The 16,647-nt window shown below is 73.2% G+C and carries 13 protein-coding genes, 1 tRNA gene and 1 pseudogene; 10 read left to right on the top strand and 5 right to left on the bottom strand.

Going from position 1 to position 16,647, the window contains the following annotated elements; translation table 11 throughout:
- The first annotated feature begins 193 nt into the window (after positions 1-193).
- The 6 genes and pseudogenes from BS75_RS14375 (at position 194) to BS75_RS14350 (ending at position 7,359) form a co-directional block, all read left to right on the top strand.
- Positions 194-772, top strand: a complete 579-nt coding sequence (locus tag BS75_RS14375; protein WP_034088505.1) for a YqgE/AlgH family protein — start codon at positions 194-196, stop codon at positions 770-772.
- Positions 773-812: 40 nt separating this feature from the next.
- Positions 813-1,097, top strand: a complete 285-nt coding sequence (locus tag BS75_RS14370) for a DUF3039 domain-containing protein (protein ID WP_034088504.1) — start codon at positions 813-815, stop codon at positions 1,095-1,097.
- Positions 1,098-1,164: 67 nt separating this feature from the next.
- Positions 1,165-2,862 carry a beta-N-acetylhexosaminidase gene (locus tag BS75_RS14365; RefSeq protein ID WP_034088503.1) on the top strand — a complete coding sequence of 566 codons (1,698 nt, stop codon included), beginning with the start codon at positions 1,165-1,167 and terminating at the stop codon, positions 2,860-2,862.
- A 260-nt stretch (positions 2,863-3,122) separates the two neighbouring features.
- On the top strand, positions 3,123-3,971 hold the full coding sequence (locus BS75_RS14360) for an FAD binding domain-containing protein (RefSeq protein WP_042437215.1): 849 nt from the start codon (positions 3,123-3,125) through the stop codon (positions 3,969-3,971).
- Positions 3,896-4,951, top strand: a pseudogene (locus BS75_RS52190) (2Fe-2S iron-sulfur cluster-binding protein); the annotation flags it as partial. The gene BS75_RS14360 and the pseudogene BS75_RS52190, both read left to right, overlap by 76 nt.
- Entirely contained in the window at positions 4,948-7,359 is a 2,412-nt protein-coding gene (locus tag BS75_RS14350) for a xanthine dehydrogenase family protein molybdopterin-binding subunit (RefSeq protein ID WP_081982313.1), read from the top strand. The pseudogene BS75_RS52190 and the gene BS75_RS14350, both read left to right, overlap by 4 nt.
- 110 nt (positions 7,360-7,469) lie before the next feature.
- On the opposite strand, the gene BS75_RS14345 is transcribed toward BS75_RS14350, so the two are convergent.
- Positions 7,470-7,541 (bottom strand) — tRNA-Cys (locus BS75_RS14345).
- A 359-nt stretch (positions 7,542-7,900) separates the two neighbouring features.
- Here BS75_RS14345 and BS75_RS14340 point away from each other — a divergent pair.
- The 4 genes from BS75_RS14340 (at position 7,901) to BS75_RS14325 (ending at position 13,003) form a co-directional block, all read left to right on the top strand.
- Positions 7,901-9,304, top strand: a complete 1,404-nt coding sequence (locus BS75_RS14340) for an MFS transporter (protein ID WP_034093042.1) — start codon at positions 7,901-7,903, stop codon at positions 9,302-9,304.
- A 129-nt stretch (positions 9,305-9,433) separates the two neighbouring features.
- Complete coding sequence (locus BS75_RS14335) at positions 9,434-11,218, top strand: DEAD/DEAH box helicase (RefSeq protein ID WP_034088501.1); 1,785 nt, start codon at positions 9,434-9,436, stop codon at positions 11,216-11,218.
- A gap of 234 nt (positions 11,219-11,452) precedes the next feature.
- Positions 11,453-12,103, top strand: coding sequence for an IclR family transcriptional regulator (locus BS75_RS14330; RefSeq protein WP_034088500.1), 651 nt, complete (start codon positions 11,453-11,455; stop codon positions 12,101-12,103).
- Positions 12,104-12,163: 60 nt separating this feature from the next.
- A complete protein-coding gene (locus BS75_RS14325) occupies positions 12,164-13,003 on the top strand; it encodes a S16 family serine protease (RefSeq protein WP_034093041.1) in 840 nt (279 codons plus the stop codon).
- Positions 13,004-13,007: 4 nt separating this feature from the next.
- On the opposite strand, the gene BS75_RS14320 is transcribed toward BS75_RS14325, so the two are convergent.
- Genes BS75_RS14320 through BS75_RS14305 form a run of 4 tightly spaced genes read right to left on the bottom strand, consistent with a single transcriptional unit; the run spans position 13,008 to position 16,633 of the window.
- Positions 13,008-13,991: a glycine betaine ABC transporter substrate-binding protein gene (locus BS75_RS14320; protein ID WP_034088499.1), complete on the bottom strand. Its 984-nt coding sequence runs from the start codon at positions 13,989-13,991 to the stop codon at positions 13,008-13,010.
- On the bottom strand, positions 13,988-14,755 hold the full coding sequence (locus BS75_RS14315; RefSeq protein WP_042437213.1) for an ABC transporter permease: 768 nt from the start codon (positions 14,753-14,755) through the stop codon (positions 13,988-13,990). Before BS75_RS14315 ends, BS75_RS14320 begins: the two co-directional genes overlap by 4 nt.
- On the bottom strand, positions 14,752-15,993 hold the full coding sequence (locus BS75_RS14310) for an ABC transporter ATP-binding protein (protein ID WP_034088498.1): 1,242 nt from the start codon (positions 15,991-15,993) through the stop codon (positions 14,752-14,754). Before BS75_RS14310 ends, BS75_RS14315 begins: the two co-directional genes overlap by 4 nt.
- Positions 15,986-16,633 (bottom strand): ABC transporter permease, encoded by a 648-nt coding sequence (locus BS75_RS14305; RefSeq protein ID WP_034088497.1) that lies wholly within the window; start codon positions 16,631-16,633, stop codon positions 15,986-15,988. Before BS75_RS14305 ends, BS75_RS14310 begins: the two co-directional genes overlap by 8 nt.
- Positions 16,634-16,647 lie beyond the last annotated feature (14 nt).

Raw genomic sequence — 16,647 nt, 5'->3', positions numbered from 1 at the left:
ACGGTTCCCGGGTGCCGTGAGAGCCGGGTGGGAGTCCGTGCAGCTCCGGGGTGTCCGGATGACGGCGAACGGCTGAAGCTGTGGTGAAGCTCTCACCCGGATCGCACCTTCGGACCCGGTTTGCGCCACAGTTTCCCCCACCGCCGCGCGGGGCTGTGCGTTCCGTTGCCCGTCCGGCCGGAAGTGCGGGATCATTTCTGCCATGACCGAGGCCGTCTCGCTCGCGGGCAGGCTGCTCGTCGCAACGCCCGCGCTGACCGATCCCAACTTCGACCGGGCCGTCGTACTGCTGCTCGACCATGACGCGGAGGGGACGCTCGGCGTCGTCCTGAACCGGCCGACGGTGATCGCGGTCGACGCCGTGCTGGAGCCCTGGGCCGAGCTGGCCGGCGCCCCGGCGGTGGTGTTCCAGGGCGGCCCGGTGGCACTGGACTCGGCGCTGGCGCTGGCGGTGGTGCCGGGGGAGTGGCCCTCCGGCGAGTTCCTGGGCTGGCGGCGGGTGCACGGCGCGATCGGCCTGGTCGACCTGGAGTCCCCGCCGGAGCTGCTGGCCCCGGAGCTGGGCTCGCTGCGGATCTTCGTCGGCTACACCGGCTGGGCCCCGGGGCAGCTGGAGGACGAGCTGCTGGAGGGCGCCTGGTACCTGGTGGAGTCCGAGCCGGGGGACATCTCCGCGCCCGATCCGGAGCGGCTGTGGCGGTCGGTGCTGCGCCGGCAGCGCGGTGAGCTGGCGATGGTGGCCACCTACCCGGACGACCCCTCGCTGAACTGAGCTCCCGCTCACCGGTGGACGCGGCCTAGACTTGTCGGCTATGAGCACCCTTGAGCCCGAGCGCAGCGGCAGCACCGGAACCCTTGTCGAGCCCGTCCCCCAGCTCTCCCACGGCGACGGCGACCATGAGCGGTTCGCCCACTATGTGAAGCGCGACAAGATCATGGACAGCGCCCTCTCCGGCTCCCCGGTGGTGGCGCTCTGCGGCAAGGTCTGGGTTCCCGGGCGCGACCCGAAGAAGTACCCGGTCTGTCCGATGTGCAAGGAGATCTTCGACGGCCTGGACGGCGGCGGGGACAAGGGCAAGGGCGACCAGGGGAAGTAGTCGCAGCTCACCCGTCCGACCAATAGGTCTGGACCAATGGTGGGAAGCAGGGGCAGGATGAGCTCTCATGGACCTCATACCTGCCCCTTTCTCCGTCGAGTCCCCGGCCGATCCCGGCGCCCCCCGATTCAGACTGACCGCCGAGACCGGCCTGAGCGGCGGACCGGGGACCGGGACCGTCGAGCGGATGCTGCGCTCCGCGCTGGGCGCGGCGACCGGGTTCGCGCTGCGCCCCGGTGCGCCGGGCCTGGAGCTGGCCCTCTCCGAGGAGCTGGCCCCGGAGGAGTACACCCTTGAGGCCACGCCCGAGCGGCTGACGGTCACCGGCGGCAGCGAGGCCGGGCTGTTCTGGGGGGCGCAGACACTGCGGCAGCTGCTCGGCCCCGAGGCCTACCGCCGGGCGCCGGTGCGCGGCGCCGAGTGGTCCGTCCCCGCCGTCACCGTCCGGGACCGTCCGCGCTTCGGCTGGCGCGGGGTGCTGCTGGACGTCTCCCGGCACTTCCTGCCCAAGGCCGACGTGCTGCGCTACCTGGACCTGCTGGCCGCCCACAAGCTGAACGTGCTGCACCTGCACCTCACCGACGACCAGGGCTGGCGGGTCGAGATCAAGCGCTACCCGAAGCTCACCGAGGTCGGCTCCTGGCGCGAGCGCTCGATGGTCGGCTACCGGGGCGGCCTGCAGGAGCCGGGCACCACGGCGACCGAGCCGCGTCGGAACGACCTGCCGCACGGCGGCTACTACACCCAGGACGACCTCCGCGAGATCGTCGCCTACGCGGCCGAGCGGCAGATCACCGTGGTGCCGGAGATCGACGTCCCGGGCCACGCCCAGGCCGCCATCGCCGCCTACCCGGAGCTCGGCAACACCGACGTCCAGGACACCGCCGCGCTGAAGCCCTGGACCGACTGGGGGATCAACCCCACCGTCCTCAACGTCGAGGACTCGACGCTGCGCTTCTACGAGCAGGTGCTGGAGGAGGTCCTGGAGATCTTCCCCTCGACCTTCGTCCACCTCGGCGGCGACGAGTGCCCCAAGGAGCAGTGGAAGGCCAGTCCGGCCGTCCAGGCCCGGATCAAGGAGCTCGGCCTGGCCGACGAGGACGAGCTGCAGAGCTGGTTCATCCGGCACTTCGACGGCTGGCTGGCCGGGCGCGGCCGACGGCTGATCGGCTGGGACGAGATCCTCGAAGGGGGGTCGCTCGGAGAGCGTCCGAGCAAGGGTGGTGGTGGGCGACGGGAGGGCCTTGCGCAGGGCGCGGCGGTCTCGTCCTGGCGCGGCTACGCGGGCGGGGTCACCGCCGCCAAGGCCGGCCACGACGTGGTCATGTGCCCGGAGCAGTACGTCTACCTGGACCACCGGCAGGCGGCCGGCCCCGAGGAGCCGATCCCGGTCGGCTGGGTCCGCACCCTGGAGGACGTCTACCGGTTCGAACCGCTGCCCCCGGCGCTGCGCACCGACCCGGAGGCGGCGGCCCACGTGATCGGCACTCAGGCCAACCTGTGGAGCGAGTTCATGGACGACGTCCGCGAACTGGACTACCGGGCCTTCCCCCGGCTCGCCGCCTTCGCCGAGGTCGCCTGGTCCGCGCTGCCGGAGGAGCCCGCCGAGCGCGACTTCGCCGGCTTCGAGGCCCGGATGGCGACCCACTACGCGCGGCTGGACGCGCTGGGCGTCGAGTACCGCCCGGCCGCCGGTCCGCACCCGTGGCAGCAGCGCCCCGGCGTCTTCGGCCGCCCCACGGACGGAGTGCCGCCCGAGGCGTGAGCCGGGTCCCGGCGCAGTACCGGGGGCTGAACCGCGGAGGGGGTGAGGCAGCGAAACGGTCGTCACATCGGGCATATAGCCTGATAAGCGTGTCAACCCATCGACGGTACGAGGGGACATGCCCGTGGCGAGGTGTGCCAGAGTTGCCCCACCGCCTCCCGCAGGGTGCGCGTACCAGGGGTTTGCACGTACGGTACGGCCAGAAGCGGCAGCGGTGCGGGCTATCCGAGCACGGTGGGACACAGGTGAACCAAACGATCATGCTCCCGTCCTCCCTGGACGAGGCCGTCGCGGCACTGGCGGCCTCGCCCGCCGCTGTGCCGGTCGCCGGGGGGACCGACCTCATGGGCGCGGTCAATTCCGGTCTGCTGCGCCCGATGGCGTTGATCGGACTGGGGCGGATCAACGAGCTGCGCGGCTGGCAGTACCAGGACGGCTCGGCCCAGCTCGGCGCGGGGCTCACCCACGCCCGGATGGGCCGGCCCGACTTCGCGGCGCTGATGCCCGCGCTCGCCGCCGCCGCCCGGACCGCGGGACCGCCGCAGATCCGCAACGCCGGGACGCTGGGCGGCAACATCGTCACCGCCGACCCGGCCGGGGACACCCTGCCGGTGCTGGCCGCACTGGAGGCCTCGGTCACCCTGGTCGGCCCCGAGGGCTCGCGGGAGGTGCCGGTCAGTCACCTGCTCACCGGCCTCGACCCGTTGCGCGGGGGCGAACTGCTGGGATATGTCCGGATTCCGCTGCTGCACGCACCCCAGGTCTTCCTCAAGTCCACCAGCCGTACCGGCCCCTCCCGCGCCAACGCCTCGGTCGCCCTGGTGCTGGACCCGGCCCGGCGCTCGGTGCGCTGCGCGGTGGGCGCGGTGGCCCCGGTGCCGCTCCGCCCGCTGGAGGCCGAGCAGTGGGTCTCCGGCTGCATCGACTGGGACGGCGACCGGAGCATCGACCCGGCGGCCGCCGCCGCCTTCGGCGAGTACGTCGCCTCGGCCTGCGTCCCCGACCCCTTCGAAGGCAACCCGGACGGGGGGGCGGGCGCGGCGGTCGCCCGGCTGCGCCGTACCGTGGCCGTACTGGCCCGCCGCGCACTCGGGAGGGCGCTCGCGTGACTGACTTTCTGGCAACTCCGGCGACGGGCGGATCCGCCCCCGGCGGCTTCGGCGCGGACGAGTTCCCCCGGGCCTCCTACACCCTGCGGGTCAACGGCGTGGACCGGCCGGTCCTGGAGGCGTGGATCGGCGAGAGCCTGCTCTACGTCCTCCGCGAGCGGCTCGGCCTGGCCGGTGCCAAGGACGGCTGCGACCAGGGCGAGTGCGGAGCCTGCTCGGTGCAGCTGGACGGGCAGTTGACGGCCGCCTGCCTGGTGCCGGCCGCACTGGCGGCCGACAGCGAGATCCGCACCGTCGAGGGCCTGGCCCAGGACGGCGTGGCCTCGGACGTGCAGCGGGCGCTGGCCGAGAGCGGCGCGGTGCAGTGCGGCTACTGCGTGCCGGGGCTGGCGATGGCCGTCCACGACCTGCTGGAGCGCAACCACCAGCCGACCGAGCTGGAGGCCCGCGAGGCGCTCTGCGGCAACCTCTGCCGCTGCACCGGCTACCGGGGCGCGCTGGCGGCGGTGCAGACCGTCGCGGAGAGCCGCGCCGAACAGGCCGAGTCCGGCGACGACGCGGACGCTGCCGGGGCCGACCGGGCCGCCGCGCCCGCTGCGGCGCCCGGGCCCGGGCCGGCGCCGGTGGAGCAGACCGGGGCCGAACCGGTCTACCAGGAGCCGGGCCACCAGGCGGCACCCGGCCCGCAGCCGCTCGGGCTGCCGGATCCGGGCTTCGCCGAGCCGGTCTACCAGGAGCAGCAGTTCGCCGAGGCGCCCTACCCCGGCTCCGGCTACCCGGAGCCGGTCTACGCCGAGACCGCGAGCGGCTACGCCGACCCGGCCCACGCCGAGCAGGCCCAGCAGTCCCAGCCGCAGTACGAGTACCAGGCGACCACGGGCCACTACCCGGCCGCCGACGGCGGCTACGCCGCCGACCCGGGCCCCCGCTACGTCCTGCCGCACCAGCAGTCGCCCGCCGCCCCGGAGGCCGGAGCATGACCACCCCCGACAGTGACGGCGAGAACCTGGCCGCCCCGCTTCCCGGCGTGCCGCAGGGTGCGCCCGGCAGTGCGACCGGAGCGGCGCTCGGCGCCGTGCCGCTGGTCTCGCCCGCCCGGCCGCGACTGCCCGAGCAGCGGGCGCCGGAGAGCGGCCTGGGCTCCTCCCCGACCCGGGCCGACGCGCTGGCCAAGACCATGGGCATCTACCCCTACGCCGCCGACCTGTGGGCCGAGGGGCTGCTCTGGGGCGCGGTCGCCCGCGCCCCGTACGCACACGCCCGGATCCTGTCGGTGGACATCGGCCCGGCACTGGCGATCCCCGGCGTCCACGCCGTGGTCACCGCCGCCGACCTGCGCCCCGGCCCGAACGGGGTGCCGGACGGCGCGCCGACCGGGCCGCTGGTGCCGGACCGGCCGGTCTTCGCCGGGGAGTTCGTCCGCCACTACGGCGAGCCGATCGCCGCGGTCGCGGCGGACCACCCGGACACCGCCCGGCTGGCGGCGGCGGCGGTCCAGGTGGTCTACGAGCCGCTGGAGCCGCTGACCGACCCCGAGCAGGCGTTCACCGCCCCGCCGATCCACCCCGACGGCAACCTGTTCCGGCACCTGCCGGTGCGCTCCGGCGACCCCGAGGTGGTCGGCGCGGTCGTGGTCGAGGGCCTGTACCGGGTCGGCCGGCAGGACCCGGCGCCGATCGGGGCCGAGGCCGGGCTGGCCGTGCCGCGCCCGGACGGCGGGGTGGAGCTGCACGTCGCCAGCACCGACCCGCACGGCGACCGGGACCGGGCCGCGCTCTGCCTCGGCCTGGAACCGGACCGGGTCCGACTGGTCGTCAGCGGCGTCCCCGGCGCCACCGCCGACCGCGAGGACGTGGGCTTCCAGGTCGCCCTGGGGCTGCTGGCGATCCGCACCGGGCACCCGGTGAAGATGGCGCTGACCCGCGAGGAGTCCTTCCTCACCCACCCGCACCGGCACCCGGCGCTGCTGCGCTACCGGCACCACGCCGACATCGAGGGCCGGCTGCTGAAGGTCGAGGCGCAGCTGCTGCTCGACGGCGGGGCCTACGCCGAGGTCTCCAGCGAGGCGCTGGCCTCGGCGGCGGCGATGGCGGCCGGCCCGTACGCGGTCCCGCACGTCTTCGTGGACGCCTGGGCGGTGCGCACCAACAACCCCCCGGCCGGCCGGATGCGCGGCGAGGGCGCGCTGCAGTCCTGCTTCGCCTACGAGTCGCAGCTGGACCAGCTGGCCGCCGCGCTCGACCTGGACCCGCTGGAGATCCGCCGCCGGAACGCCATGTCCACCGGCGACCTGCTGCCCACCGGCCAGGCGGTGACCTGCCCGGCACCGGTCCGCGAGCTGCTGGACGCGGTCGCGGCCGAGCCGCTGCCGCCGCTGCCGGTGGACCGGCCCGACGACGAGTGGTTGCTGCCCGGCGGCCCGGGCGGCGCGGGCGACCCCGCCGCCGTCCGGCGCGGGATCGGCTACGCCGTGGGCATGGTCCACGTCCTGGGCGCGGAGGGCGCGGACGAGGTCTCCACGGCCTCGGTCCGGGTCACCGGCTCGCAGGCCTCGGTGATGTGCACCGCCGTGGACACCGGCACCGGCTTCTCGACCCTGGCCCGGCAGATCGTCCAGGACGTGCTGGGCGTCACCGACGTCTACATCGCGCCGGTCGACACCGACCAGCCGAGCGCCGGGCCCTCGGCCCGGGGCCGGCAGACCTGGGTCTCCGGCGGCGCGGTCGAGCGGGCCGCGCTGATGGTCCGCCACCAGCTGCTGCAGCCGCTGGCGGTGCAGTTCGGGATGTCGCCGGAGCTGCTGACCATCAGCGACGGCAAGATCACCTCCTATGACGGGGTGCTCGGCATGCCGGTGCTCCAGGCGCTGGAGGACAAGGACCTGTGGGCGACCGCGCAGTGCCGCCCGCACCCGACCGAGCCGCTGGACCCGGAGACCGGGCAGGGCGACGCCTTCGTGGGCCTGGCCTTCTGCGCGATGCGCGCGGTGGTCGACGTCGACGTGGAGCTCGGCACGGTCCGGGTGGTCGAGCTGACCGTGGCCCAGGACGTCGGCCGGGCGCTGAACCCGGAGCAGATCGCCGCCAGGATCGAGGCCGGGGCGACCCAGGGCCTGGGGCTGGCGCTGATGGAGGAGCTGGTCAGCGAGGGCGGCCGGATCATCAACCCGTCCTTCACCCGCTACCGGCTGCCGACCTCGCTGGACGCCCCGGAGATCCGGATCGCGGCGCTGCTGGAGGAGCGCGACGTGGTCGCCCCCTTCGGCGCGAAGGCGGTCGGCGCGGCGCCGGCGGCGGTGGCCCCGGCAGCGGTGGCAGCGGCGGTCCGGGCGGCCACCGGCCGCCCGGTGCAGCGGCTGCCGATCCAGCCGGAGGACATCGCGGTGTGACCCGCCGCCGACCGTGACCCGCCGCCGACCGCGGCGGGTCTGTTCGAAAGCAAATGAATGCACAAAGAATTCCGGGCGGCCTGGGGCCGTCCGGAATTCTTATTACTGCGAGGCCATGACCGGATTCGAACCGGTGTAAACCGCTTTGCAGGCGGTTCCCTGAACCACTCGGGCACACGGCCGTGGACGGCCCCGGGAGGGGCCGCACAGGGGCAAGCAGGGGAAGGTGACGCCGGCTCAGGGCGTCAGGCGGCGGTGGGACAACACGCCGCGCCGGGACAGACCGGGGGACAGGTGCCGACGCCGGGGGCGGACAGAATGCTGTGCATCGCCTTCCCCTTCATCGTTCGGCTCCTTGTCGTGGGTCCTCGTCCAGCTCGTGAATTCACTGTAATCCATTGGCCCCCCAATTCGTCAACACCTGCCGCGGGAATACCGGAATCCGATTGCCGGGTCCGGTGGTGGCCTACGTCTGCGGACCGAGCCCGGACCGGACCAGCGACAGGGGCAAACTCCGACTTCGGGTCTTACAATCGTGCTGGTGACCACCCCCACCCCCACTCCCACCCCAGAGCCTGCCCTGGCACTGCCGCCGTCCCCGGACGGGACCGGCGGCGTGCTCAGCGGCCGGTACCGGGCGCTGACCTTCGGCATCGTCTCCTGCGTGCTGCTGGTCGCCTTCGAGGCCACCGCCGTGAACACCGCCATGCCGGTCGCCGCCCGCGCGCTGCACGGCCTCGGCCTGTACTCCTTCGCCTTCTCCGGCTACTTCACCGCCAGCCTGCTGGCGATGGTCGTCTCGGGGGAGTGGGCGGACAAGCGCGGCCCGCTGGGCCCGCTGGCCGCCGGGATCGGGACCTTCGCGGTCGGCCTGGTGGTCGCCGGCACCGCGCGGGACATGTGGGTCTTCGTGGCCGGACGGGCGGTGCAGGGGCTCGGCGGCGGGCTGCTGATCGTGGCCCTCTACGTGGTGGTCGGCCGGGCCTACCCGGAGCGGCTGCGCCCCTCCGTCTTCGCGGCGTTCTCGGCCGCCTGGGTGCTGCCCTCGATCGTCGGCCCGGTGATCTCCGGCACGGTCACCCAGCACCTGGGCTGGCGCTGGGTCTTCCTCTCGATACCGGTGCTGGTGCTGCTGCCGATCATGCTGATGCTGCCGCAGCTGCGCCGGCTCCAGGCCGAGGACGACTCGGTCCGCAGCTGGGCGCTGGACCGCCGGCGGGTCCTGCTCGCGGTCGCCCTGGCCGCCGGGGCCGGGCTGCTGGAGTACGCCGGACAGCTGCTGGACCTGCTGGCGCTGCTGCCGGCCGCCGCCGGGCTGGCACTGCTGGTCCCGGCCGTGCTGCGGCTGCTGCCGCGCGGCACGCTGCGGGCCGCGCGCGGACTGCCGACGGTGATCCTGCTGCGCGGCATCGCCGCCGGGGCCTTCTTCGCCGCAGAATCGTTCATTCCGCTGATGCTGGTCACCCAGCGCGGGCTCTCGCCGACCCTGGCCGGGCTCTCGCTCACCAGCGGCGGCCTGAGCTGGGCCGTGGGCTCCTGGTTCCAGGGCCGCCCCTGGGCCGGCCGCCACCGGCAGCTGCTGGTCAGGCTCGGCTTCCTGATGTCGGCGCTGGCCATCGGCGGCGCCGGTCTTGCCCTGGTGCACTCGATTCCGGCCTGTGCGGTCGCCGTCGCCTGGACGGTCGGCGGCGCGGGCATGGGGATGACCATCGCCAGCGTCGGGGTGCTGATGCTGGCCGAGTCCGCGCCCGAGGAGACCGGTGAGAACTCGGCCTCGCTCCAGGTCAGCGACGCCCTGGGGAACGTCCTGCTGACCGCCCTGGCCGGGGTGCTGTTCACCTCGATCGGCACCGACAGCGCCGGCGGTTTTGCGGCGATCTTCGTCACCATGTGCGCGGTCTCGCTGGTCGGAGCGGCGATATCCGGCCGCGCCCGGACCCGCTGACGCCCCGGGCCGGAGAATCGCCGAACCGTTCCGGGCGGACCAGTAGGCTGAGCTGGTTGTCCGCAGCCGTGCCCCGTAGCCGGCCCGCCCGTGGCACCCGCCCCCCGCCCCCGACCGAGCCCGGAGACCGTGAGTACCGCGACCACCTCCCACCACCTGTCCCCTGCCTTCCCGGGCCGGGCCCCCTGGGGTACCGCCGGGAAGCTCCGTGCCTGGCAGCAGGCCGCGATGGAGCGGTACGTCGAGCAGCAGCCGCGCGACTTCCTGGCCGTGGCGACGCCCGGCGCCGGGAAGACCACCTTCGCGCTGACGCTGGCCTCGTACCTGCTGCACAACCACGTCGTGCAGCAGGTCACCGTGGTCGCGCCGACCGAGCACCTGAAGAAGCAGTGGGCCGAGGCCGCCGCGCGGATAGGGATCCGGCTGGACCCGGCCTACAGCAGCGGGCGGCTCTCACCGGACTACCAGGGCGTGGTGATCACCTATGCCGGCGTCGGGGTCAACCCGATGCTGCACCGGAACCGGGTCGAGCAGCGGAAGACGCTGGTGATCCTGGACGAGATCCACCACGCCGGCGACTCCAAGTCCTGGGGCGAGGCCTGCGCGGAGGCGTTCGAGCCGGCCACCCGCCGGCTGGCGCTCACCGGGACGCCGTTCCGCTCCGACACCAACCCGATCCCCTTCGTCAGCTACGAGGCCGGGAACGACGGGATCAGGAAGAGCGTCGCCGACTACACCTACGGCTACGGCAACGCCCTGGACGACCATGTGGTCCGGCCGGTGATCTTCCTCTCCTACAGCGGCAACATGCGCTGGCGGACCAAGGCCGGGGACGAGGTCGCCGCCCGGCTCGGCGAGCCGATGACCAAGGACGCCGTCGCCCAGGCCTGGCGCACCGCGCTGGCGCCGCAGGGCGAGTGGATGCCGAACGTGCTGCGGGCCGCCGACAAGCGGCTGACCGAGGTGCGCAAGCTGATCCCGGACGCCGGCGGACTGGTGATCGCGACCGACCAGAACGTCGCCCGCGCCTACGCCAAGATGATCCGCGAGATCACCGGCGAGGGCGTCACCCTGGTCCTCTCCGACGAGGCCGAGGCCTCGCAGCGGATCACCGACTTCTCCGAGGGCACCCAGCGCTGGATGGTCGCGGTCCGGATGGTCTCCGAGGGCGTCGACGTGCCCCGGCTCGCCGTCGGCGTCTACGCCACCTCGATCTCCACCCCGCTGTTCTTCGCCCAGGCGGTCGGCCGCTTCGTCCGCGCCCGCAAGCGCGGCGAGACGGCGTCGGTCTTCCTGCCCTCGGTGCCGACGCTGCTCACCTTCGCCAATGAGATGGAGCTCCAGCGCGACCACGTCCTCGACCGGAAGAAGAAGGCCGAGGACGGCCTCTACGACGAGGAGGACGCGCTGCTGGCCGAGGCCGAGAAGACCAAGGACGAGGCCGACGGCGGGATGGACGACCTCCCCTGGGAGGCGCTGGAGTCGGACGCGGTCTTCGACCGGGTGCTGTACGACGGCAAGGAGTTCGGCATGCAGGCGCACGCCGGCTCCGAGGAGGAGGAGGAGTACCTCGGCATCCCGGGCCTGCTGGAGCCGGACCAGGTGCAGATACTGCTGCAGAAGCGGCAGACCCGGCAGATCCAGCGGAGCAAGGCCAGGCCGGCCGAGGAGGCCGACCTGATCGAGCTGCCGGCCGAGAAGCGCCCGGTCGTCACCCACCAGCAGCTCCAGGAACTGCGCAAGGAGCTGAACGGTCTGGTCGGCGCCTGGCACCACCGCACCGGGCAGCCGCACGGCACCATCCACAACGAGCTGCGCCGGGTCTGCGGCGGTCCGCTGACCGCCCAGGCGACGGCCGGCCAGCTGCAGACCCGGATCAAGAAGATCCAGGAGTGGGCCACGCGCGTTTCCTGAACGCATCCCGTGCGAGCCCTGTGCGTGCCCGATGCTGCGGAAGGTGACACGGAGCGCTTCGGAAAACGACGGAACGGTAACGGTTCGATAGCGCAACGTGTCCGGTTGTCCCGCCTTGTCCCGGTCGCAGACAACAATCTTGACCGAATTCTGGACAAGCCCTTCCGCAGAGCGGTGCCTGCTCACTAGCGTCCCCGCCACAGTCCGATTTCCGGCGGAAGGGGAACACGCACTGTGACCGCCGAGACATCCCAGACTCTGGACCGTGGCGTCAAAGTCCTGAAACTGCTTGCCGATTCCGAACGCGGCCTGACCGTCACCGAGCTGGCCGGCCGGCTCGCGGTGAACCGCACCGTGGTCTACCGGCTGCTGGCCACCCTGGAGCAGCACGGGCTGGTCCGCCGGGACCTCGGCGGCCGGGTCCGGGTCGGCCTGGGCGTGCTGCGGCTCGCCCACCGGGTGCACCCGCTGCTGCGCGAGGCGGCCCTGCCCGCGCTCCGCAGCCTGGCCGAGGACCTGGGCGCGACCGCCCACCTCACCCTGGTCGACGGCAACGACGCGCTGGTGGTGGCGGTGGTCGAGCCCAGCTGGACCGACTTCCACGTCGCCTACCGCACCGGCCTGCGGCACCCGCTGGACGAGAACGCGGCCGGCCGGGCGATCATGGCCGTGCGGACGCTGCCCTACGGCGGCCGCCCGGAGCCGGCCTTCGTGGTCACCGGGCCGGAGGAGCGCTCCGGCGCCAGCGGCGCGGCCTCGGCCCTGCTCGGCCTGTCCGGGATCGAGGGCAGCGTGGGCGTGGTGATGCTCGGCGGGATGGTCCCGGAGCGGGTCGGCCCCAGGGTGGTGGAGGCGGCGACCGAGGTCGCCGAGGCGCTGCGCTGATCCGCGAGCCGGTGGAGACGGACGGCGCGCGGTGTGTTTGGATTCGGTGTGCTGTTCTCTCTGTCTTCGCCGTCCCGCCGAACCGTGGCGCTGAGCCTGTGCGGCGCCGTGGTCGCGGCCCTGGTCGCGATCGCGCTGCTGGTCCCGCTGCCGTTCACGATCATGTACCCGGGGATCACCGCCAACACCCTCGGGGTCTTCCCGGACGCCAAGGCGGTCGGCGTCGGCGGCACGCCGGCCCAGGTGCTCAGCATCACCGGCCACCCGCTCCGGCAGACCGTCGGCCAGCTGCGGATGGTCACCATCGCGGCGACCCCGCCGCAGCAGTCCATCTCGATCGAGGCCGCCCTCAAGGCCTGGCCCAACCCCTCCGAGGCGGTCGTCCCGCGTGACGCCGTCTACCCGGCCGGACAGTCGCTGGCCCAGGTCAACGCGACCGACCAGCAGGAGATGACCGAGTCCCAGGACGCCGCGACCGATGCCGCGCTCGGCTACCTGAAGCTCTCGCCGGCCAAGGTCAAGGTCTCCATCAGCCTGGCGGACGTCGGCGGCCCCAGCGCGGGACTGCTGTTCACCCTAGGGATCATCGACGAACTGGACGGCAACGGCACCGGCCGGCCCGGCGCGGCCGGTGACCTGACCAACGGCGCGGTCATCGCCGGCACCGGCGAGATCGACGGCGCCGGCAACGTCTCCGCCGTCGGCGGGGTGGCACTCAAGACCAAGGCGGCGGCCCGCGACGGGGCGACCGTCTTCCTGGTGCCCGAGGACGAGTGCTCGGACGCCCTGGCCGGGCTGCCGCACGGGCTGCGGCTGATCCCGGTGTCGACGCTGCAGGGCGCGATCTCCGCGCTGGGCGCGCTGCAGACCGGCGTCGGCACCGTGCCCAGCTGCTCCTGAACGGTCACTTCGCCCGGATGAAGCCCTGGTCGATCAGCCACTGCCGGGCCACCGTCCGCGGGTCCTGACCCTCCACGTCCACCTTGCTGTTCAGCTGCTGGGCCACGGTGTTGTCCAGCTTCGCCGAGACCGGGTCCAGCAGCGCGGCGATCGCCGGGTACTTCGCCAGGGCCGCGGAGTGCAGCTCCGGGGCGGCGTCGTAGTTCGGGAAGAAGCGCCGGTCGTCCGCCAGCACCTGGAGCTTGAGCTCCGGGATCCGCCCGTCGGTGCTGTAGACGTCGCCGAGCAGGCAGGAGCTGCCGGAGGCGACGGTGGTGTAGACGATCCCGGCGTCCATGGTGCGGATGTTGGAGGTGGGGACGGTCATCCCGTAGGCCTTCTCCATCCCGGTCAGCCCGTCGTCGCGGACGCCGAACTCGTTGTCCACGCACAGGGTCACCGCGCGGGGGTTCGACCGGGACAGCGCGGCCACGTCGGACAGGGTCCGCAGGTGGTACTTGGCGACGTTGGCGGCGTTGCCGGCCAGCGCGTAGGTGTCGTTGAGCCGGGACGGCGGCAGCCAGGTGATGCCGTTCTTCAGGTCCGCGTCATGGACGGACTGCCACTGCTGCTGCGGGTCGGCGATGGGCGTGGTGTTGCCCAGGTAGGTGATCCAGGCGGTGCCGGTGTACTCGTACATGGCATCGGCGGTGCCGGTGACGATGGCCTGCCGGGCGCCGATGCTGCCGGAGATGTTGGTCCTGTCGGTGACCTGGGCCCCGGCGGCGGTCCAGACCAGGCCGATCATCTCGGCCAGGATCACGTTCTCGGTGAAGTTCTTGGACGCGATGGTGAGGCTGGCGCCCTTCAGCGGCTGCCCGGCGCCGAGCGACCCGGGCAGCACGTCGTCCGGGATCCGGCTGCCGCTGTGCAGGCCGCAGCCGGCGCTGCCGAGCAGCAGCGCGGCGACGGCGGCGACGGCCCCCGGCAGCGCGCGGCGGCGGGTCACTGGTGCACCTCCAGTCCGCGCGGGCTGAGCTCGACCTCGGCCAGCGAGGCCAGCCAGTCGACCAGCAGCGCCAGGCAGACGGTGAGCACCGCGCCGACGATCAGTACCCGGGTCCGCTGGGTGGTGATCCCGGCGGTGATCAGGTTGCCGAGCCCGCCGCCGCCGGCGAAGGCGGCCAGGGTGCCGGTGCCGACATTGAGGATCAGCGCGGTGCGCACCCCGGCCAGGATCAGCGGGACGGCCAGCGGCAGCTCGACCCGGCCGAGCACGCCCAGCGGGGACATCCCGATGCCCTTGGCGGCCTCCAGCATCGCCGGGTCGATCGCCCGCAGCCCGGCCATGGTGTTGCTGAGCACCGGCAGCACGGCGTAGGCGACCATGCCGACCAGCGCGGTGCGCGCGCCGATGCCGAGCCAGAAGGTGAGCAGCGCCAGCAGCCCGATCGCCGGGGTGGCCTGGCCCAGGTTGGCCAGGGCGACGGCGAAGGGCGCGGCCGGGCGGGCGAAGCGGCGGGACAGCAGGATGCCCAGGGGGAGCGCGATCACCAGCACGAAGAAGGTGGAGACGGCGGTCAGCTCGATCTGCTGCCAGAGGTAGAGCCGGACCTGGCTGCCCTGGAGCGAGTTCCGCTCGATCGAGTCGAGCCGGACATGGGTGATCCACAGATAGAGGGTGAGCAGCAGGACCGCCAGCACGGCCGGGGTGACCAGCAGCTTGCCGATGGTGATCCGGCGGCGGGACGGCCGGGCGGCGGGGGCGGTCACTGCGGCTCCCCGTCCCGGGGGCGCGCGGCCCGCTCGTGCTCCAGCAGCTCCTCCTGGTGCTCCAGCGCGGTGAGCCGGTCGGCCTCCAGCATCTGGTGGACCGAGTCCATCAGCGTCTCCATGTCGACGACGCCGACGTACTCGCCGCGGCGTCCGGTGACGGCGGCCCGGCCGCCGCTGTCGGTGAGCACCGCCTCCAGCGCGTCGCGCAGCGTGGCGTCGCGGCTGACGGTGTGGGTGACCAGGGTCCCGGCGCGGGCCAGGGTGCCGCGGGCGCGCATCAGGTCGCCGCGCCGCAGCCACTTGTACGGGCGTCCGCGCCGGTCGAGCAGCAGCAGCTCGTTGACGCCGCCGTGGCGCAGCCCGGCCAGGATCGCCTGCAGCGGCTCGTCCACGGTGGCGCTGGGGAAGTCGGCGATGCCGACGTCCCTGACCCGGGTGAGGTTGAGCCGTTTCAGCGCCGCACCGGCGCCGACGAAGCCGGAGACGAAGTCGTCGGCGGGGTTGGTGAGGATCGCCTCGGGGGTGTCGAACTGGGCGATGTGGGACTGCTCGCGCAGCACCGCGATCCGGTCGCCGAGCTTGATCGCCTCGTCGAAGTCGTGGGTGACGAAGACGATGGTCTTGTGCAGCTCGTGCTGGAGCCGGATCAGTTCGTCCTGGAGGTGGTCCCGGGTGATCGGGTCGACCGCGCCGAAGGGCTCGTCCATCAGCAGCACCGGCGGGTCGGCGGCCAGCGCGCGGGCGACGCCGACCCGCTGCTGCTGGCCGCCGGAGAGCCGGCGCGGGTACCGGTCGTGGAACTCGCGGGGGTCGAGGCCGACCAGGTCGAGCATCTCCTCCACCCGGTCCTTGATCCGCTGCTTGCCCCAGCCGATCATCTTCGGCACCTGGGCGATGTTCTGAGCCACCGTGAGGTGCGGGAACAGGCCGGAGGACTGGATCGCGTAGCCGATGCGCCGGCGCAGCTTCACCGGGTCGATGTCGGTGACGTCCTCGCCGTTGATCCGGATCCGGCCCGAGGTCGGCTCGATCAGCCGGTTGATCATCCGCAGGGTGGTGCTCTTGCCGCAGCCCGAGGGGCCGACCAGGATCACCGTCTCACCGGCGCCGATCTCCATGCTCACCGAGTCCACCGCCGGCTGCGGACTGCCGGGGTAGCGCTTGCTCAGCCCCTCCAGTTCGATGGTGGCCCCGGTCACGCCGGTGGTCGCGGTGACGGCGGTGGTCTCAGCCACGGATCCCCCTGGAGACGGTGACCCGGCCGAGCAGCACCAGGGCGGCGTCGAACAGCAGCGCCAGGACGACGATGCCGAGTGTTCCGGCCAGCACCTCGTTCAGCGCGTTGGCGCTGCCCAGGCCGGCGATCCCGCTGAAGATCTCGTTGCCGAGCCCGGGACCCGAGGCGTAGGCGGCGATGGCCAGGATGCCCATGCTCATCTGGGTGGACACCCTGATCCCGGCCAGGATGGCCGGCCAGGCGATCGGCAGCTCCACCCGCAGCAGCCGGGCCGTGCCGGTCATCCCGATCCCGCGCGCGGCGTCGACCAGCGCCGGGTCGACGCCGCGCAGCCCGACCAGGGAGTTCCGGACGATCGGCAGCAGCGCGTAGAGCACCAGGGCGGTGACGGTCGGCGGCACGCCCAGACCGACCACCGGGATCAGCAGACCGAGCAGCGCGTAGGAGGGGATGGTCAGGATCGTCCCGGTGACCAGGGTCGCCGCCCGGCCGGCCCGGTCGCTGCGGTAGGTCAGCGCCCCGATGCCGACGCCCAGCAGCGCCGCGACCACCATGCACTGGAACACGGCGCTGGCGTGCTGGTAGGTGTCGTTGAGCAGTTGCTCCCGTCTGCTGCTGACGTAGTCCCAGAAGTCCACGCTGCTCCGGTTCC

Source organism: Streptacidiphilus albus JL83, assembly GCF_000744705.1.
GTDB classification, from domain to species: Bacteria; Actinomycetota; Actinomycetes; order Streptomycetales; family Streptomycetaceae; genus Streptacidiphilus; species Streptacidiphilus albus.
This window is presented reverse-complemented; position numbering and strand designations above follow the sequence as displayed.